The organism is Streptomyces sp. RLA131 (genome assembly GCF_056270125.1).
Map to the genome: position 1 here is coordinate 5,888,033 of NZ_JBWDOQ010000002.1, position 16,455 is coordinate 5,904,487.

Below are 16,455 nucleotides of genomic sequence, written 5' to 3' on the forward strand. Positions count from 1 at the left end.
CCGAAAAGGCCCCCGGCATCGTTGTGCGACGCCGTGGGGGCCTCTTCTGTTGGCCGCGGGCCAGGGGGGTGGGGCCGCGACTGGTTCCACTGTACGCGCCCGGCCACCCCCCTCCTAGTCAACCGAAGGTGATCCTGGCCACTAGCCTTGCAAACGGTGGTGAAACCGCTCGCTTACCCACGTGTCGTGACCGCGCCAAGTACGGTGGCCGGCAGTGCCGACCAGTCCGCCGTGATGATGCTGGCGTGATCCGCCGCGAGCAGCGACAGGCGGGCCAGGGCCTCCGCCTCGGTGGGGGCGGTGGAGGAGATGGCGGGGGAGACGCCGGCCGCGCCGGTCATGATGAGCAGATAGTGGCGGCTGTCGTACCAGGCCGTGTCGTAGCCGTTGTTGACGTAGGTCGCCGCGTCGCCGTCGAAGACCACGAACCACGGGCGGTCGGTCGTGTCGCTGTACCGCGTGCGCGGGTCCCCGGCGGCGGCGTCGAGGACGGCGGGGAACATCTGGGCCTTGGAGATGTTCCCGGCGGCCTTGAGGTCGCGCAGGTAGTCGGCGTACTCCTTGTCCGTCCAGTACGAGTCGAAGGGGTTGGACTTCTCGAACGTGCCGGGGATGACCTCGAACATCACCTTGCCGGCGAGCGCGTCCCGGCTCGGCCAGGCGTCGGCCTGGGCGGCGTCGTCGAGGGTGGCGTACGTGGAGCCGAGCAGATCGGCGGGCTTGAGGACGCTGTTGCCGAGCTTGGCGGAGATCAGCGCGTCCAACTCGTCGGGACCGAGGCCGCCGTTGTTGTTGTAACCGTTCTTCATCTCGATCTTGAAGACGATCGGCCGGTGGTCCGGGTGGAGCTGCTGCCACGCCGCGATGTTGTCCAGGCAGCTGCCGAAGTCCTGGTTGCGGCTCTTGCTGTACAGCTCCGACGGCTCGTCGGCGGCCTCGCAGTTGTTGTCGTTGCCCAGCGGGTTGCTGTGGCTCACCCGCCACCGCTTGCTGATGCTGTCCGTCCAGATGTCCACCTCCAGCAGCGACGCCCCGGAGTCCAGGGCGTTGGCGAAGTAGGTGTAGGTGCTCTTCTGGTAGGCGTTGTGCACGCCCACCGTCGCCGCCCCCGACAGCTTGGGGGCCGCGGCCTGGGCCGTCCCGGCGGGAACGACGAGCAGGGTCGCCGCGAACGCCGCGAACACCCCTGAGAACCACCGTGCGGAACGCATCCGCATCCCCTTCCGCTCCAGTCGCATCGGTCAACTGCGTGGGAGCGTAGGGGGTTTGGGTTACCTGTGGGTAGACCCCGGGAGACGTCTTATCCGTGGTTTCTCAGGCCGTCGAAGTGGATGGTGAGCCAGCGCGCCCGGACGGCCGGGGGCCGGTCGGTGGGGGCGGTGAAGAGCAGCAGGGCGAAGTCCTCGGCGGTGGCGTCCGGGCGCAGGACGCCCGCGTCGCGTCCCGCGTCGACGAGCTCGGCCACCGCGGCGTAGGCGCGCTCCTCCAGCGGTCCGTACGAGGTGGCTCCCAGGGTGCGGGCGGCGGTCTTGACGGCGTGGTCCTCGGCGGCCCGGTCGGTCAGCCGGGTGACCAGGCTCCTGATCTCCTCCAGGGCGGGGGCGCCGTCGACGACCCGGGCGGCGGTGGCCTCGATGTCGGCGACCATGGCCTCGCCGTGCTCCTGGACGACCGCGCCCACCAGCTCGGCCTTGGTGGGGAAGTTCCGGTACAGGGTGCCCACGGCGACGCCGGCCGCCGCCGCGATGGCGTCCATGCCGACCTCCGGGCCGTGCAGGGTCACCTGTTCACGGGCGGCGGCCATGATCTTCTGCCGGTTGCGTACCGCGTCGGCACGGAGCTGCCGGGGTTGCCGGGGCTGGGTCATGGCGGGACCTCTCATCGGTTGCTTCAAGATGAATCATAGTTCATGATAAAGATGAGCGATGGTTCATCTTGTCTGCCGCCCGTGCCGCCCGTGCCGTCCGTGCTGCCCGCGCCGTCTGCGCGGCTCTCCGTACGGTCCGTCCTGCCTCCTGCCCCGAAGGAATGCCCGTGTCCGGCTCAGCCCCGATCCTCAGCCGCCTGTTCCGCCCCGCCGCCCTGGGCGGAATCCCCGCCGGGGAACGCCTGGAGCGCATGCGGCGCTCACCGAACTTCGTCGACGGAGCCGCCGTCAACCCGATACCCGCCCGGATGATGGCGGCCGGCGACGTCATCCCCTATCTGCGCTCAACCCTGCGCTCAACCCTGCGCCGGGCCGACCGGCCCCGCCGTGCCCCCGTCCTGCCGGTCCCCGTCGTGCGACCGGCGACCGGTGACCCGGCGTCAGGGCTCCGCCTGACCTGGATGGGGCACGCCACCGTGCTCGCCGAAATCGACGGCGCGCGCGTGCTGTTCGACCCGGTGTGGGGTGAGCGCTGCTCCCCGTTCCCGTTCGCCGGCCCGCGTCGGCTGCACCCCAACCCGCTGCCCCTGGGCGAACTCGGCCCGGTCGACGCGGTCGTGATCTCGCACGACCACTACGACCACCTGGACATGCCCACCATCCGCCAACTGGCCGACACCGGGGCCCTGTTCGCCGTACCCCTGGGGGTCGGCGCGCATCTGGAGCGCTGGGGCGTCCCGGCCGGACGGATCACCGAACTCGACTGGCACGAGTCGGTGCGAGTGGCCGGCCTGACCCTGACCGCGACCCCCGCCCGCCACTTCTGCGGCCGGGCCGTACGCGGGCACACCCTCTGGGCCTCGTGGGTCGTCACCGGCCCCGAACACCGCGTCTTCCACAGCGGCGACACCGGCTACTTCCCCGGTTTCGCCGAGATCGGCGCGGCGTACGGCCCGTTCGACGCCACCATGATGCAGATCGGCGCGTACAGCGAGTTCTGGCCGGACATCCACATGTTCCCCGAGGAGGGCGTCCAGGCCCATCTGGACCTCTCGGCGGGCAAGCCCCACGGCGCGCTGCTGCCCATCCACTGGGGCACCTTCAACCTCGCCCCGCACGCCTGGGACGAGCCCGCCGAACTCACCCTGGCCGCAGGCGACCGGGCCGGCGTCACCGTCGCCGTCCCCCTGCCGGGCCAGTCCTTCGAGCCCGCCGCCGACATCCCCCGGCACCCGTGGTGGCGCACCCTCACCTCCGCGGACCCGGTGAGCGTCCCCGCCCCCGCCGGGCCCGCCGGGCGCTTCGATACTGCGGATATGTTGTGATTCTGTCACAGCTATTTCCGGTAAACGCAACCGGAAACTGAGAATCGATCTCACCTCTAATTCATTGTCATCTCAGGGGATTTGGCTTCCGTCGGTGATTCCGGCGCGTATTGTTTTACATGTCGAAGCCGAAAGGGCCCAGACGGAAAACAAGACCGAATCACCCGTACAAGGAGAAGACCATGGCCTTCAACAAGATCGTCCCCGTCACCAAGCCGGCCGCCAAGCACCACAAGAAGCACGCCCCGGTCAAGCCGGTCGTGAAGAAGGTCGCCAAGAAGATCGAGCGCAAGCGCCCGATCGGCGGCTGACGCCCGGTCAGCATCCACCACCGGGCACGAGGGCGGGCGCGCGGTCAGTGTGCCGCGCCGCCCGCCCCGCCGCCGGAGAACACACATGCAGAAAAGCCGCATCGCCCTGATGCTTTACGTGGTCGCCCTCGCTCAGACAACTCTCATTCCAGTCGCTTCCGCGGCGGATGTCACATACAACAACGTCGTGCCCGGCCGCACGATCCGCTTCTACATCGACCACTCGTCGATCTCGACCTTCCTCCTGGAGGTCGGTGGAAACCTGCTGCTCTGCGCCCCGCTCGGAATCCTGCTCCCGCTCTTCTCCCGCCGCCTTGACGGCGTGCGTCAGGTCACCCTCGTGACCGGAGCGGTGATGCTCGTCGTCGAGACCGTCCAGGGCCTGCTGCTGACCGGCCGCAGCTTCGACGTGGACGACCTCATCCTCAACACGGCGGGGGCCACGCTCGCGTACCTGCTGTACGCGGCCGTCAGACGATACGGCTGGCGAAGGCCGCGAAGGCCGACCACGCTTGCGGTGTGAAGGTCAGCGTCCCCACGGCCGGGTCCTTCGAATCACGGACATGCACGGCGGCGGGATGGGCGGCGACCTCGACGCAGGCGCCGCCCTCGTCACCGCTGTAGGTCGACTTGCGCCAGGCGTAGGCGACTTCGACGCAGGCGCCGCCCTCGTCGCTGCTGTGGCTGGACTTGAACCACTCCAGTGCGTCGTTCATCGCTCTCCTAGCAGCCGGTTCAACAGCCCCCTGGTGTCCTCGGGGTTGAGGGCCTGCGACCGCAGCATCGCATATTTCTGACCCAGGATGCTGACCTCGTCGGGGTCGGAGGTGAGCTGGCTGCCGCGCTGTGCCTCGGTGTAGACAAAGAGCAGATGGTCGGGGGTCTCCAGGAGAACGAAGGGGCCGTTGAGACCGGCATGGCTCTGGCGTCCGAACGGCATCACCTGGAGCGAGAGCCCCGGCAGGGTGGCGCATTCCCGCAGGTGGCGGAGCTGTTCCGCGTACACCTCCGGGCCGCCGAGGTGGTCCATGAGGATGGCCTGCGAGATGACGAAGCTGGCGGTCCTGGGCACCTTGCGGTGAAGGATGCCCTGCCGTGCGAGCCGGGCCGCGACCTGCTGCTCGATCTCGTCCTCGCTGAGGACGGGGACCCGGCTCCGGAACGTCGCGCGGGCGTAGGCCTCGGTCTGGAGCAGCCCTGGGAGGACCTGGTTCTCGTACCAGGAAAGGGCGATGGCCTCCCGTTCCAGGTCGATGAACTCCATCGCCCACACCGGGAATCTGTCGATCTCCGGCATGTTGTCGACGGCGACCTCCAAAGCGCGTTTGGTGTCCAGCAGTTCGTCCAGCTGCTCGGCCAGATCGCGCTTGAGGGGCCGCCGTCCCTGCTCGATGGACGCGACCAACTGCTCCGACACGCGCAGCCGCTCCGCCAGCTCACGCTGCGTAAGTCCGGCCGCCCGGCGGAAGTTACCCATTTGGGCGCCGACGACCCCGATGCTGGAGCCGAGCCTCTTCTTCGGTTTCTGCGAGGGGTGCATACGCGCTGAACTCCCCACCCCGACTCGTACCGGACCCCGAACGCACCCGTACGTCCCATCCGTACGGGCTGACGCACTGCTTCATCCTAGTGACAGAGAGCGACCCTTGATGCATGACCGGCGAATGTGAGTACTTCTACCCCCGCACCCGCAGGGCCGTCCCCGCTGCCCGCGAGTTCACCCGGCGCGCGCTGAAGGACTGGGGTGTCGCGGACCGGGTGGACGACATCATGGTCTGCGTCAGCGAGCTGGCCACGAACGCCGTGCTGCACGGCGTCCCGCCCGGCCGGGGCTTCCGCCTCCACCTGCGCCTGGACGCGTACGGTCTGCTGCGGATCGAGCTGCACGACAGTGGTTCCGGCGAGCCGCGCATCCCTGCGGCTGCAGACGACGAGTCCGGCCGGGGCCTGATCCTGGTCGAGGCGCTCTCCGACAAGTGGGGGGTCGGTCCGCGCCACCCGGGCAAGATCGTCTGGTGCGAGTTCGCCCTTTAGGTGGCGGCTCGCGCGGCCAGTCCGTGAGTCCATCGCCAGGGCCGGTATACCACCCATCCCGACCGGCGATGCCCGTGGACCTTGTCCATGGTTGTGGGCACTTCCTACGCTCCGAGCATTCCAGTCGGGCCTTTTGCCTCCGGGCCCCGGCACAGGCTCAAAGGAGAGTCCCCACGATGACCGCAAGACCGGCCACCGCGGCCACCGCCGGCCAGCACCGCACCCGTACGATCCGAGTCGCGGGCGCTCTCTGTGCCGCAGCCATGCTGACGCTCACAGCGGCGGCCTGCGACAAGTCCAGCTCCGACGCAGGCAGCGCCGGCACCGGTTCGTCCTCCTCGTCCGCCTGCGGAACCGTTCCGACGGCGAAGTTCACGGACCCGGCCGGCCTGGTCAAGGCGCTCGGCTCGGAGTACACGGCCGCGTACAGCGGCTACTCCGGGACCGTCCAGAAGAGCGCCTGGGCCAACTGGGAGGGCAAGCAGTCCGGGACGATCACCGTCGGGATCTCGGAATCGCAGCTGAGCAACCCGTACCAGACGCTGATCAACACGGCGCTGCAGAAGTACCTCAAGGCGCAGGGCTACAAGGTCGTCGACCTGGTGTCGACGAACGAGGTCACCAACCAGATCTCGCAGTTCAACCAGCTGATCACCGACAAGGTCGACCTGATCATCTACCAGCCGCTGGCGTCGGGCTTCGAGTCGGTGGTCGACAAGGCCGCCAAGGCCGGCATCCCCTCCATATCGGTGCTGAACAACGTGACGGACGCCAACACCGTCAACGTCGTCCCGAACGCCTTCGCCGCCGGTGAGGCGCAGGGCGCGGCGGTGGCCAAGGCCATGGGCGGCAAGGGCACCATCCTCGGCGTGCACGGGATCAAGGGCGTGCCGATCGACACGGACACCTTCAAGGGGGCGAAGGCGGCCCTGGCGAAGTGCTCGGGCATCACGCTGGACGACTCGATCTACACCGACTTCTCGCCCACCACCGCGCAGACCAAGGTCCAGCAGTACCTGGCGGCCAACCCGACCAAGACCGTCGGCGGCGTCCTGGAGGGCGGCCCGATGACCACCGGGATCATCTCCGCCTTCCAGAAGTCCAACGTCACCGTGCCCACCGTCTCCGACAACGGCCTGACCAAGGGCGGCGTGGCGTACTGGACCGCCAACAAGGCCAAGTACCAGGGCGTCGGCCTGTTCAACCCGGCCGACGGACTGGCCAAGGCCGTGGTCCAGGTCGCGAAGCACATGCTCGACGGTGACGGGGTCAAGGTCTCGGACATCGTCATCAACCCGCCGCTGGTCACGAGCGACAACCTGTCGAAGTTCTCCAAGTCGGCCTTCAAGACCGGCGACGCCTCCACGATCACCGTGGGCGATGTGGGCCAGACGTTCGCGGAGACCGGCTACATCGACGGGTTCTTCGGTTCATAGCCCGTCAGGCCGTCGAGCTGTCACACGAACGGAGAGCAGTACGTTGAGCGAGCAGAGCCAGGTGACGCTGGAAGTCACCGGCCTCGCGAAGTCGTTCGGGGCGACCAGGGCCTTGCGGTCCTGTTCGCTCCGGCTTCTCGCGGGTGAGGTGCACGCCCTGATGGGCGAGAACGGATCCGGGAAGAGCACCCTGGTCAAGATCCTGACCGGAGTCCACACCCCGGACACCGGCGGCCTCCAGGTCGGTGGCCACGCGGTCCGCTTCACCGGGCCGGCGGCGGCGATCAGCGCCGGTGTGATGGCCGTCTACCAGGAGGTCCTGGTCGTCGGGCCGCGCTCGGTACTGGAGAACATCTGGCTCGGGGCCGACGGGGTGTTCCGGCGCAGGGTGTCCGAGGCCGACAAGCGCGCGAAGGCCGCCGCCGTACTGGGCGAACTGCTGGAGCGGGTACCGGACCTGGACACCCCCGTGGAACATCTGTCGCTCAGCGACCGGCAGGCCTGCGGCATCGCCCGCGCCCTCGTACGGGAGCCCGGGGTGCTGATCCTCGACGAGGCCACCAGTGCCCTGGACGTGGCCACCCGGGACCGGCTGTTCGCCGCCGTCGCCCGCCGCAAGGCGGCCGGCATGTCGGTGCTGTTCGTCTCCCACCGGATGGACGAGGTCGACGCGATCTCCGACCGGGTCTCCGTGCTGCGCTCCGGCGAGTCCGTCGCCACCCTGGACGCCGCCGAGGCCACCACGGCGGAACTCGTACGGCTCATGACCGGTGCCGAGCACCTCACCGTCACCCCGGACGGCGGCAGCCTCGCCCACCGTTGCGGACCGCCCGCCGACGCGCCCGTACTGCTGAGGGTCCGCGGGCTGCGCCTGCGGCCGGACGCGGAACCGGTCGACTTCGAACTGCGGGCCGGTGAACTCGTCGGCCTGGCAGGACTGGAGGGCCACGGGCAGGACGCCTTCATCAAGGCCCTGTGGGAGGGCCCGTCCGGCGAGGGCTCCGTACAGCGGACGACGCAGGACGGAGCCGAGACCGAGATCCGGTCCTCGCAGCGCGCCGCGGCGGCCGGCATCGGCTACGTACCGCGTGACCGCCGGGCCGAGGCACTCTTCGGCACGCTGTCCATCCGGGAGAACTTCGCCGCCGCGACACCCGCCCGCGACGCCCGCTTCGGACTGCTGTCCCGCCGATCCGCACTGGCCCGCTTCTCGGACTACCGGGCGAGCCTGAAGGTCCGTATGGGCAGGGAGTCCGACCCGATCACCACCCTGTCCGGCGGCAACCAGCAGAAGGTCGTCATCGCCCGCTGGCTGGCCCGAGACCCCCAGGTGCTGCTGCTGAACGACCCCACCCGGGGCGTCGACATCGGTGCCAAGCGCGACATCTACGCCCTGCTGGACGAGCTGACCGGCAAGGGCGTGGCCGTCGTCATGCTCTCCACCGAGGTCGACGAGCACATCGAGCTGATGGACCGCGTCCTCGTCTTCCGCGAGGGCTCGCACTCCACGACGCTGCCCCGCACCGGACTGACCCGGCAGTCGCTGGTGGCCGCGTTCTTCGGCCGCACCGTCGAAGAGCGGACGGGCGCCGACCTCGGCCCTGGCCCCGGTGTCGGTGCCGGCGCTGCCGCAGGCGCCGGCCGCGTGTCCGCTGTTCCCGACCCGGCTGCCTCGGATGGTGCCTCATGACCGCGTTCGCCTCGTTCAGGGACCTGCTCGGCAAGCGCCCCTACGCCTTCGCGGGGCTGCTCACGCTGCTCCTGCTGCTCGTCGACACCGCCATCCAGCCGGCCTTCATCGCCTTCGACAACTGGGCCGCCGTTCTCGCCTCCTTCGCGCCGCTGGCCATCGCGGCCATGGCCAGCACCCCGGCGATCCTGTCCGGGGGCGGCGGCATCGACATCTCGATCGGCCCGCTGCTGACCCTGGTCGACATCGTCATCGTCGCCAACCTCCTTCCCAGCGGCCTCACTTCACCGCTGGTCGTGGTCCCGGTCTGCCTGGCGATCGGCCTGGTCATCGGCGCGCTCAACGGCTTCATGGTGGCGGTGCTGCGCTTCCAGCCGGTCGTCGCCACGCTGTGCGCCAACATCATCATCGGCGGCCTGGCCACCCAGGTGCAGGGCGACTCGGTGCCCTCCGGCAGCACGTCCTGGACCAAGGCCCTGGCCGGGTCGGTCGGTCCGGTCCCCGGCGCGGTGTTCACCATCGGGGCCCCGCTGCTGATCTGGTGGCTGCTGTCCCGTACGCCCTTCATCAAGGCGCTGTACGCCGTCGGCGGCGACGACGCCACGGCCTACTCCGCCGGGGTCAACGTCCCGCTGGTCCGTATCGCGGCCTACGCCCTGGGCGGCGTGTACGCCGGTATCGCGGGCATCGCCCTGATGTCGCTGATCAGCGAGGGCGCGGCCAGCATGGCCACGCAGTACACCCTGCTCGCCATCGCCGCCGTCGCCCTGGGCGGCACCTCCCTGGCCGGCGGGCGCGGCTCGCTGGTCGGCTCGCTGCTCGGCGCGGCCAGCATCTACCTGATCAACAACCTGCTCAACGAGGTGAAAGTGTCCACGCTGTGGTCCACCGCGATCTACGGCGTGATGCTGCTCTTCGCCGTGGTCGTCGGAGCCGTCCTGACCAACGCCCACCGGAGGGCCGCCGCATGACCACCGCCACCGTCACCGACACCGCGGGGGCCACCGCGCCCGGCCGGGTGCCCTTCGTCGCCCGGCTCGGCGAATGGCAGCGCCGGATCCCGCTGCTGCAGATCCTCGCCCTGGTCGTGCTCTACGGCTACGGCCTCGCCACCATCGACGGCTTCGGCTCCCAGCGGGTGCTGTACGCCATCCTCATCAACGCCTCCCTGCTGGGCCTGGCAGGTGCAGGGCAGACCATCGTCGTCCTGGTCGGCGGCATCGACTTCTCCATCGCGGCCTTCATCTCGGCGGGCAACGTCATCATCGCCGAACTGTGCGGTACCGAGCACTGGTCGCTGGGGGCGGCCGTGGCGGTGGCCCTGGCGGTCGGGGTCGCCGGCGGATTCGTCAACGGCCTGGTCTCGTACCGCTTCAAGGTCGAGCCGCTGATCGTCACCCTGGGCGTCAGCGCCCTGCTGTCCGGGCTGATCCTCAAGTGGATCAACGGTGCCGCCACCGGCGTCGCCCCCGCCTGGCTCGGCAAGCTCACCGCCGCCAACGGCACGACCCTGGGTGTCACCATCCCGCCGGTGATCGTCATCTGGGCCGTGGTCGCCCTGGCCATCGGCCTGGTGCTCACCCGCACCCGGGCCGGCCGCAGCCTCTACCTGACCGGCGTCAACCAGCGGGCCGCGGGGCTCGCCCTCGTCCGCGTCAGCCGCACCTGGATCTGCGCGTACGTGGCCAGCGCCGTGCTCGCCACCTGCGTCGGTATCCTCCTGGCCGGCTACTCCGGCTCGGGCAACGTCACCATCGGCGACCCGTACCTGTTCCAGTCGCTGGCCGCCGTCATCGTCGGCGGCACCATGTTCGGCGGGCGCGGCGACTACTGGCGTACCGTCCTCGGCGCCCTCGTGCTGTCCGTCGTCGCCCTGCTGCTGAGTGCCAACCAGCTCTCCTCGGCCTCCCAGGACATGATCACCGGCACGCTGATCCTCGCCGTCGTCGGCATGTACGGACGGGAGCGGCGGCTGCGCGACCGGATCTGACTCCGGCCGTCGGCACGCGATCTTGGCCACCCCGCCCCGGTGCGTTAGCGTTCGTCCGGGTACCGGAGCGGGGGAGGGATGCCTGGTGGCTCGTCGACGTAACGCGTCCTGCGCGGGGGCGCTGGTACTGCTGTTCGGGGCCGTCATGACCGGCTGTCTGCTGGCGGTGCCGGTGGTGCTGCCCGACCTGCTGTCGGTCCAGAACCCTCCGCAGAAACTGACCCGGTTCACCGACCACCTCGTGGTCTGGACCGTCGCGGCCGTGACGGCGGCCGTGCTCGCGGCCCTCGCGAGCCGGCGCCGCCCGTTCGTGTGGTGGGTGGTGCTCGCCCGTACCGTCCTGCTGCTCGCCCTCGCCTCGGTCGCCGCCCGGTGGGCCGAGTCCCAGGCGCACTCCATCCCGGCCTGGAACGTCCGCGCCCTCGCCGAGAGCGGCGCGGCCGGGGTGACCGCGCTGCTCTTCCACCGTGCCGTCGCGTGGTGGGACGCGGCCCGGGGCCGCCGAAGCGGCCGCCGGCCGGCCGGCCCCGACCGGCGGACCCGCCCGGGACGGCGCCCGGCGGCGGGCGAGATCTGGCTCGCCATGGTGCCCTTCAGCGAGTCGAAGGGGGAGGCCAGGCACTACTGCGTCGTCATGAAGGCCCGCTTCGGCCACGCCGACGTCCTGCAGATCACCACCAAGGACAAGGAAGGCCGCCGTGACCACATCCGGATGCCCAACGACGGCTGGGACGAGGTCTCCGGACGTGAACACTGGGTCGAGATCGGCGTCCCGCCCCGCAGGGTGCGCTACCGGAAGTTCCTGAAGTCCCGGCGCCAGGGGCTCTGTCCGGACCAGGTCTGGGCGCAGCTCCAGGCCCGTCGTCCGGCGGTGCCGCAGCCCTCCGGCATACGCGGGCGCCTCACGCCGTAGCCCGGCGCCGCCCGCGCGGTGCTGACCGTCGTTCGGCCCAACCGAGAGTGCGATCCCGGCGAATCCACATAATCTCGTACTGTCTGGGTCATTTGTTCGCCTGATCGTACTGACGATTCCGGGCGGCCACCACGAAGGGACAGCACCTCATGTCAGCTCGCCGAATTCTCGCCGGTACGGCTCTCGGACTCGCAACCCTGTGTACGGCCGCGACCGCCGCCCCGGCGGTCGCGGCCGCCGCCGCTCCGGTGCCGGTGACGGCGCTGAACTGCGACGGCGACACCGGTAAGTGCACGGCCAACCTCAAGTTCGGTGACGGCAAGTGGACCGCGGTGTGGGGAGTGAGTGTCTCGCACCAGGACAAGGCCGCCGCGGTCCCGGCCGCGGCTCTGGCGGCGGCTCCGGTGCCGGTGACGGCGCTGAACTGTGACGGCGACACGGGCAAGTGCACGGCCAACCTCAAGTTCGGTGACGGCAAGTGGATCGCCGTGTGGGCCGCCACCATCTCGCACCAGGACAAGGCCGCCGCGGTCTCGGCCGCCGCTGTGGCGGCGGCTCCGGTGCCGACGACGGCGCTGAACTGTGACGGCGACACGGGTAAGTGCACGGCCAATCTCAAGTTCGGTGACGGCAAGTGGATCGCCGTGTGGGCCGCCACCATCTCCCACCAGGGCTGATCCCGGCCGACCGGTTCACGACCGGTTCAGTACACGTCGCGGACGTAGCGTCTGTCGCCGGCGAGCTGTTTGACGTACGCGGCGGCCTCGGACTCCTCCAGGCCGCCGTGGGCGACGACGATGTCGCGCAGCGCCCGGTCGACGTCCTTGGCCATCCGGGACGCGTCGCCGCACACATAGAAGTGGGCGCCGTCCTGGAGCCAGGACCACAGTTGGGGGCCGTGTTCGCGGATGCGGTCCTGGACGTAGACCTTGGCCCGCTGGTCCCGGGAGAACGCGGTGTCCAGGCGGGTGAGGGTGCCGTCGGCGAGCAGGGCGGTGAGCTCCTGCTCGTAGTAGAAGTCCGTGGCACGGTGCTGTTCGCCGAAGAAGAGCCAGTTGGGACCGTGGTGGCCGCAGGCGCGGCGCTCGTCGAGGAAGCCCACGAAGGGGGCGACGCCGGTACCCGGGCCGACCATGATCATGGGGGTGGCGGGGTCGGCCGGGGGCCGGAAGTACGGCGCGGGCTGGACGAGGACCGGCACCGCCGTGCCGGGGGCGGAGTCGGCCAGGAAGGGCGAGCAGACGCCGTGGCGGGGGCGGCCGTCGAGGTTCTCGTAACGGACGACGGACACCGTCAGCGAGACCAGGCGGGGATCGGTGAGCGGACTGGACGATATGGAGTACAGCCGCGGCTGGAGACGGCCCAGCACACCGGCCCACTCCTGCGCGTCCGCGCGGACCGGGTGCTCGGTGACGACGTCCACGGCCTGCCGGCCGAAGGACCACTTCGCCAGCCCGTCCTTGTTGTCGGCGCGCAGCAGCTTCTTCAACTCGCGCGGGTCGTGGCTGCGTTCGCCGAGAAAACGCAGCAGGCCGGGGGTGATCCTGGTGATGTCCAGCTGCCGGTGCAGGGCTTCGGCGAACGGGACCGTGCCGACCCCCGCCACCTCCACGGGCGTTGCCGCGTGGAGGCCGGTCACCGCCAGCCATTCGGCCACCAGCGCCGGGCTGTTGACCGGGCGTACGCCGAGCGCGTCGCCCGCCTGGTAGGACAGCGGGGTCTCGCTGTCGGAGGTGTCGAAGGTGAAGCGGCGGACCTCCTTGCCGCCTCCCGGCAGGCTCAGCAGCCGGTTGCCGGTCAGGCGGGCGGTGACGGGAACCCGCTTCCTCGGAGCCTGGGAAGGGGCGGGGGCGGGGGCGGGCGCCGGTACGGGCGCCGGTACGGGGGCGGGTGCGGGCGCCGTCGCAAGGGCGGGCGCTGGCGCTGGTGAGGGCGCTCCGGTCAGGGCGGTCAGGATCTGGTCGAGCCAGGCCTGCGCGGACGGCTCGTAGTCCGGTTCGCAGTCGGTGCGCGGAGCCAGCCGCAGCGCGCCCAGCTCGTCCATGCGCTGGTCCAGCCGACGGCCGTGGCCGCAGAAGTCGTCGTACGAGGAGTCGCCGAAGGCCAGCACCGCGTACCGGACGCCGTCCAGGCGCGGGGCGTCCGGCGCGGTGAGGGCGTCCCAGAAGGCGGAGCCGTTGTCGGGGGCGTCGCCGTCGCCGAAGGTGCTGGTGACCAGCAGCAGGTCGGTGGCGGCCGGCAGCGCCCCCGGCCGGGCGTCGTCCATGCCGACCAGCCTCGCCCGGTGGCCGCCCGCCGTGAGCCGATCGGTGGTGGCCGCCGCGAACTCCTCGGCGTTACCGGTCTGCGAGGCCCACAGCACGACCACCTCCCGCACCTCCCGGCCGGGCGTCCGGCCGGCGGGCTCCGCCGCCGGCGGCGTGGTCCGCGAGTACATTCCGGCCAGCACCCCGTTGACCCAGAGCGCGTGCTCGGGGCTGAAGGGCGCCCCCGGCGGCAGCACCGGCACCCCGGGAGCGCCCGATTCCAGCCCGGCCAGGAAGCCCACCAGGTACTGGCGCTCGTGCTCGGCCAGCACGGGGGGCGGCGCGGCCGGCAACCCGAAGACGCCGGCCGTTCCGGCCGGTCCGGCCACGGACGGCCGCACGGGGGCCGCGGGGACGGCCGGGAGCGCGGGGGCCGCCTCGGGCGTCAGGGCCGCCGGGGCCGTCGGGGCCGCCTCGGGCGTCAGGGGCCGAACGGGCTGCTGCGGCGCCGCCACCCGGCTCAGCGACACCGCGCACACCTTGAACTCGGGCTGGAAGGAGACCGGGTCCACCGCGTCGTTCGTCACCGCGTTGACGCTGAGGTACTCGCCGAACAGGTCGTTCCAGTGGAAGGGCGCGAAGCAGCACCCCGGCCGGACCCGGTCCGTCACCACCGCCGGCAGCACCGCCCGCCCCCGCCGCGAGGCGATCTCCACCGAATCGCCCTCCGCGATGCCCAGCGCGGCCGCGTCCTGCGGATGCAGCTCCACGAACGGCCCGGGATTGAGCTTGTTGAGCTTGGCGACCCGGCCCGTCTTGGTGAGGGTGTGCCACTGGTGCTGCAACCGCCCGGTGTTGAGGACGTACGGGAAGTCGTCGTCCGGCATCTCGGCGGCCGGCATGTGCGGCCGGGCATGGAACACCGCCCGCCCGCTCGCCGTCGGGAAGACCGGGCCGCCGTTCCCGTTCCCGTCGCCGCTCCCGTTCCCCTCGGCGTTCACGTAACGGACGGGGTTGCGGTCCGGGCCGTCCGCGCGGGCCGCCGGCCACTGCACCGGTGTCCCGCGCAGCCGCTCGTAGCTCACCCCGCGCAGGTCCCAGCCGGTCTTCGGGTTCCAGGCGCCCCTGAGCTCCTCGAAGACCTGCTCCGCGCTGTCGTACGTGAACCCCTTCTCGTACCCCATCGCGCAGGCCACCTCCGCGATGATCCGCCAGTCCGCCATCGCCTCCCCGGGCGGCTCCACGGCCTGCCGGGCGAGGGTGAGATTGCGCTCGCTGTTGATCAGTACGCCCTCGGCCTCGGTCCACAGGGCGCCGGGCAGCACGATGTCGGCGTACGCGTTGGTCTCGGTCTCGGCGAAGACGTCCTGCGTGACGACGAACTCGGCCGCCTCCAGGCCCTCGATGACGGTCCGGCGGTTGGCGACCGAGGCCACCGGATTGGTGCAGATGATCCAGCAGGCCCTGATGTGGCCGTCCGCCAGCCGCTGGAACATCTCCACGGTGCCCTGCCCGACCCCGTCCGCCCGGATCGTGCCAGGGGGCAGCCCCCACAACTCCTCGGTGAACGCCCGCTCCTCGTCCACCAGCACCGACCGCTGGCCGGGCAGCCCCGGACCCATGTAACCCATCTCCCGGCCGCCCATGGCGTTGGGCTGCCCGGTCAGCGAGAACGGGCCGCTGCCGGGGCGGCAGATCGCGCCGGTCGCGAGGTGCAGGTTGACCAGCGCGTTGGTGTTCCAGGTGCCGTGCGTGGACTGGTTGAGGCCCATCGTCCAGCAGCTCATCCACTCGCCGGCCCGCCCGGCCTCGCCGATCAGCCGGGCGGCCTCGCGGATGTCGTCCTCCGGGATGCCGGTGATCGCGGCGACGGCGGCCGGCGCGTACTGCGCCAGGAACTCCGGCATCGCCTCCCAGCCCTCGGTGTGCTCCGCGATGAAGTCGGCGTCGGTGTGCCCGTTCTCGTACAGCAGGTGCAGCAGGCCGTTGAGCAGCGCCAGATCCGTACCCGGCCGGATCTGGAGGAACAGGTCGGCCTTGTCCGCGGTGGCGTTGCGCCGCGGATCGACGACGATCAGCCTGGCGCCGGCCTTCACCCGCTCCATGAGCCGAAGGAAGAGAACCGGGTGGCAGTCGGCCATGTTGGAGCCGATGACGAGGAAGACATCCGCCTTCTCGAAGTCCTGGTACGAGCCCGGCGGCCCGTCCGCCCCCAGCGACAGCTTGTAGCCGGTGCCCGCGCTGGCCATGCACAGCCGCGAGTTGGACTCGATCTGGTTGGTGCGGACGAAGCCCTTGGCCAGCTTGTTCACCAGGTACTGCGCTTCGAGGCTCATCTGCCCGGACACGTAGAACGCGACCGCGTCCGGCCCGTGCTCGTCGACGATCGCCCGCAGCCGCCGCGCCGTCTCCGCGATCGCCGTGGCCGCCGGCGCGGGCCCGGCCTCCTCGTCCCGCCTGGCCCGCACCAGCGCCGTGGTCAGCCGCCCGGGCGCGGCGAGCATGTCGGCCGTGGTGGCGCCCTTGGTGCACAGCCGCCCGAAGTTCGCCGGATGCGCCTTGTCGCCCGAGGCCTTCAGCACCGTACGCCGGCCGTCGGGCCCCATCCCGATGTCCAGGACCATCCCGCAGCCCACACCGCAG

Annotated in this window: 15 protein-coding genes; 10 read left to right on the forward strand and 5 right to left on the reverse strand. The window is 70.8% G+C overall.

Annotation, left to right across the window (positions count from 1 at the left end; translation table 11 throughout):
* Positions 1 to 173 precede the first annotated feature (173 nt).
* Both RWE79_RS27680 and RWE79_RS27685 read right to left on the reverse strand, forming a co-directional pair.
* A complete protein-coding gene (locus tag RWE79_RS27680) occupies positions 174 to 1,211 on the reverse strand; it encodes a phosphatidylinositol-specific phospholipase C domain-containing protein (RefSeq protein WP_475942785.1) in 1,038 nt (345 codons plus the stop codon).
* A gap of 89 nt (positions 1,212 to 1,300) precedes the next feature.
* Positions 1,301 to 1,867, reverse strand: coding sequence for a TetR/AcrR family transcriptional regulator (locus RWE79_RS27685; RefSeq protein ID WP_475942786.1), 567 nt, complete (start codon positions 1,865 to 1,867; stop codon positions 1,301 to 1,303).
* A 167-nt stretch (positions 1,868 to 2,034) separates the two neighbouring features.
* On the opposite strand from RWE79_RS27685, the gene RWE79_RS27690 reads away from it, so the two are divergent.
* The 3 genes from RWE79_RS27690 (at position 2,035) to RWE79_RS27700 (ending at position 4,026) form a co-directional block, all read left to right on the forward strand.
* A complete protein-coding gene (locus tag RWE79_RS27690) occupies positions 2,035 to 3,192 on the forward strand; it encodes an MBL fold metallo-hydrolase (RefSeq protein WP_475942787.1) in 1,158 nt (385 codons plus the stop codon).
* A 182-nt stretch (positions 3,193 to 3,374) separates the two neighbouring features.
* Positions 3,375 to 3,503, forward strand: coding sequence for a hypothetical protein (locus RWE79_RS27695; protein WP_475942788.1), 129 nt, complete (start codon positions 3,375 to 3,377; stop codon positions 3,501 to 3,503).
* 109 nt (positions 3,504 to 3,612) lie between these two features.
* A complete protein-coding gene (locus RWE79_RS27700; RefSeq protein ID WP_475946142.1) occupies positions 3,613 to 4,026 on the forward strand; it encodes a VanZ family protein in 414 nt (137 codons plus the stop codon).
* Here the strand turns inward: RWE79_RS27700 and RWE79_RS27705 are convergent.
* Together RWE79_RS27705 and RWE79_RS27710 are read right to left on the reverse strand one after the other, a co-directional pair.
* The gene (locus RWE79_RS27705) at positions 3,974 to 4,219 is read right to left on the reverse strand and encodes a DUF397 domain-containing protein (RefSeq protein WP_475942789.1); all 246 of its coding nucleotides are present in this window, start codon (positions 4,217 to 4,219) and stop codon (positions 3,974 to 3,976) included. The genes RWE79_RS27700 and RWE79_RS27705 overlap by 53 nt on opposite strands.
* On the reverse strand, positions 4,216 to 5,043 hold the full coding sequence (locus RWE79_RS27710) for a helix-turn-helix domain-containing protein (protein WP_475942790.1): 828 nt from the start codon (positions 5,041 to 5,043) through the stop codon (positions 4,216 to 4,218). The genes RWE79_RS27705 and RWE79_RS27710 overlap by 4 nt, the downstream gene beginning before the upstream one ends.
* A gap of 113 nt (positions 5,044 to 5,156) precedes the next feature.
* Here RWE79_RS27710 and RWE79_RS27715 point away from each other — a divergent pair, with 113 nt between their 5' ends.
* From RWE79_RS27715 to RWE79_RS27745, 7 genes are all read left to right on the forward strand, one after another.
* A complete protein-coding gene (locus RWE79_RS27715; RefSeq protein WP_475942791.1) occupies positions 5,157 to 5,537 on the forward strand; it encodes an ATP-binding protein in 381 nt (126 codons plus the stop codon).
* A gap of 176 nt (positions 5,538 to 5,713) precedes the next feature.
* On the forward strand, positions 5,714 to 6,973 hold the full coding sequence (locus RWE79_RS27720) for a substrate-binding domain-containing protein (protein ID WP_475942792.1): 1,260 nt from the start codon (positions 5,714 to 5,716) through the stop codon (positions 6,971 to 6,973).
* Positions 6,974 to 7,016: 43 nt separating this feature from the next.
* A complete protein-coding gene (locus RWE79_RS27725; RefSeq protein ID WP_475942793.1) occupies positions 7,017 to 8,663 on the forward strand; it encodes a sugar ABC transporter ATP-binding protein in 1,647 nt (548 codons plus the stop codon).
* On the forward strand, positions 8,660 to 9,634 hold the full coding sequence (locus tag RWE79_RS27730) for an ABC transporter permease (protein WP_475942794.1): 975 nt from the start codon (positions 8,660 to 8,662) through the stop codon (positions 9,632 to 9,634). Before RWE79_RS27725 ends, RWE79_RS27730 begins: the two co-directional genes overlap by 4 nt.
* Entirely contained in the window at positions 9,631 to 10,653 is a 1,023-nt protein-coding gene (locus tag RWE79_RS27735; RefSeq protein WP_475942795.1) for an ABC transporter permease, read from the forward strand. The genes RWE79_RS27730 and RWE79_RS27735 overlap by 4 nt, the downstream gene beginning before the upstream one ends.
* Before the next feature lie 85 nt (positions 10,654 to 10,738).
* Positions 10,739 to 11,566 carry a hypothetical protein gene (locus RWE79_RS27740; protein ID WP_475942796.1) on the forward strand — a complete coding sequence of 276 codons (828 nt, stop codon included), beginning with the start codon at positions 10,739 to 10,741 and terminating at the stop codon, positions 11,564 to 11,566.
* A 149-nt stretch (positions 11,567 to 11,715) separates the two neighbouring features.
* Positions 11,716 to 12,243 carry a hypothetical protein gene (locus RWE79_RS27745; RefSeq protein WP_475942797.1) on the forward strand — a complete coding sequence of 176 codons (528 nt, stop codon included), beginning with the start codon at positions 11,716 to 11,718 and terminating at the stop codon, positions 12,241 to 12,243.
* A gap of 26 nt (positions 12,244 to 12,269) precedes the next feature.
* On the opposite strand, the gene RWE79_RS27750 is transcribed toward RWE79_RS27745, so the two are convergent.
* On the reverse strand, positions 12,270 to 16,436 hold the full coding sequence (locus RWE79_RS27750; RefSeq protein ID WP_475946144.1) for a molybdopterin-dependent oxidoreductase: 4,167 nt from the start codon (positions 16,434 to 16,436) through the stop codon (positions 12,270 to 12,272).
* Between the last annotated feature and the right edge of the window lie 19 nt (positions 16,437 to 16,455).

Bases quoted from the DNA above. Each gene is read 5' to 3' on its own strand.
- RWE79_RS27680 (WP_475942785.1), bottom strand. From the start codon at position 1,211: ATGCGTTCCGCACGGTGGTTCTCAGGGGTGTTCGCGGCGTTCGCGGCG.
- RWE79_RS27685 (WP_475942786.1), bottom strand. From the start codon at position 1,867: ATGACCCAGCCCCGGCAACCCCGGCAGCTCCGTGCCGACGCGGTACGC.
- RWE79_RS27695 (WP_475942788.1), top strand. From the start codon at position 3,375: ATGGCCTTCAACAAGATCGTCCCCGTCACCAAGCCGGCCGCCAAGCAC.
- RWE79_RS27700 (WP_475946142.1), top strand. From the start codon at position 3,613: ATGCTTTACGTGGTCGCCCTCGCTCAGACAACTCTCATTCCAGTCGCT.
- RWE79_RS27705 (WP_475942789.1), bottom strand. From the start codon at position 4,219: ATGAACGACGCACTGGAGTGGTTCAAGTCCAGCCACAGCAGCGACGAG.
- RWE79_RS27710 (WP_475942790.1), bottom strand. From the start codon at position 5,043: ATGCACCCCTCGCAGAAACCGAAGAAGAGGCTCGGCTCCAGCATCGGG.
- RWE79_RS27715 (WP_475942791.1), top strand. From the start codon at position 5,157: ATGACCGGCGAATGTGAGTACTTCTACCCCCGCACCCGCAGGGCCGTC.
- RWE79_RS27720 (WP_475942792.1), top strand. From the start codon at position 5,714: ATGACCGCAAGACCGGCCACCGCGGCCACCGCCGGCCAGCACCGCACC.
- RWE79_RS27730 (WP_475942794.1), top strand. From the start codon at position 8,660: ATGACCGCGTTCGCCTCGTTCAGGGACCTGCTCGGCAAGCGCCCCTAC.
- RWE79_RS27735 (WP_475942795.1), top strand. From the start codon at position 9,631: ATGACCACCGCCACCGTCACCGACACCGCGGGGGCCACCGCGCCCGGC.
- RWE79_RS27745 (WP_475942797.1), top strand. From the start codon at position 11,716: ATGTCAGCTCGCCGAATTCTCGCCGGTACGGCTCTCGGACTCGCAACC.
- RWE79_RS27750 (WP_475946144.1), bottom strand. From the start codon at position 16,436: ATGGTCCTGGACATCGGGATGGGGCCCGACGGCCGGCGTACGGTGCTG.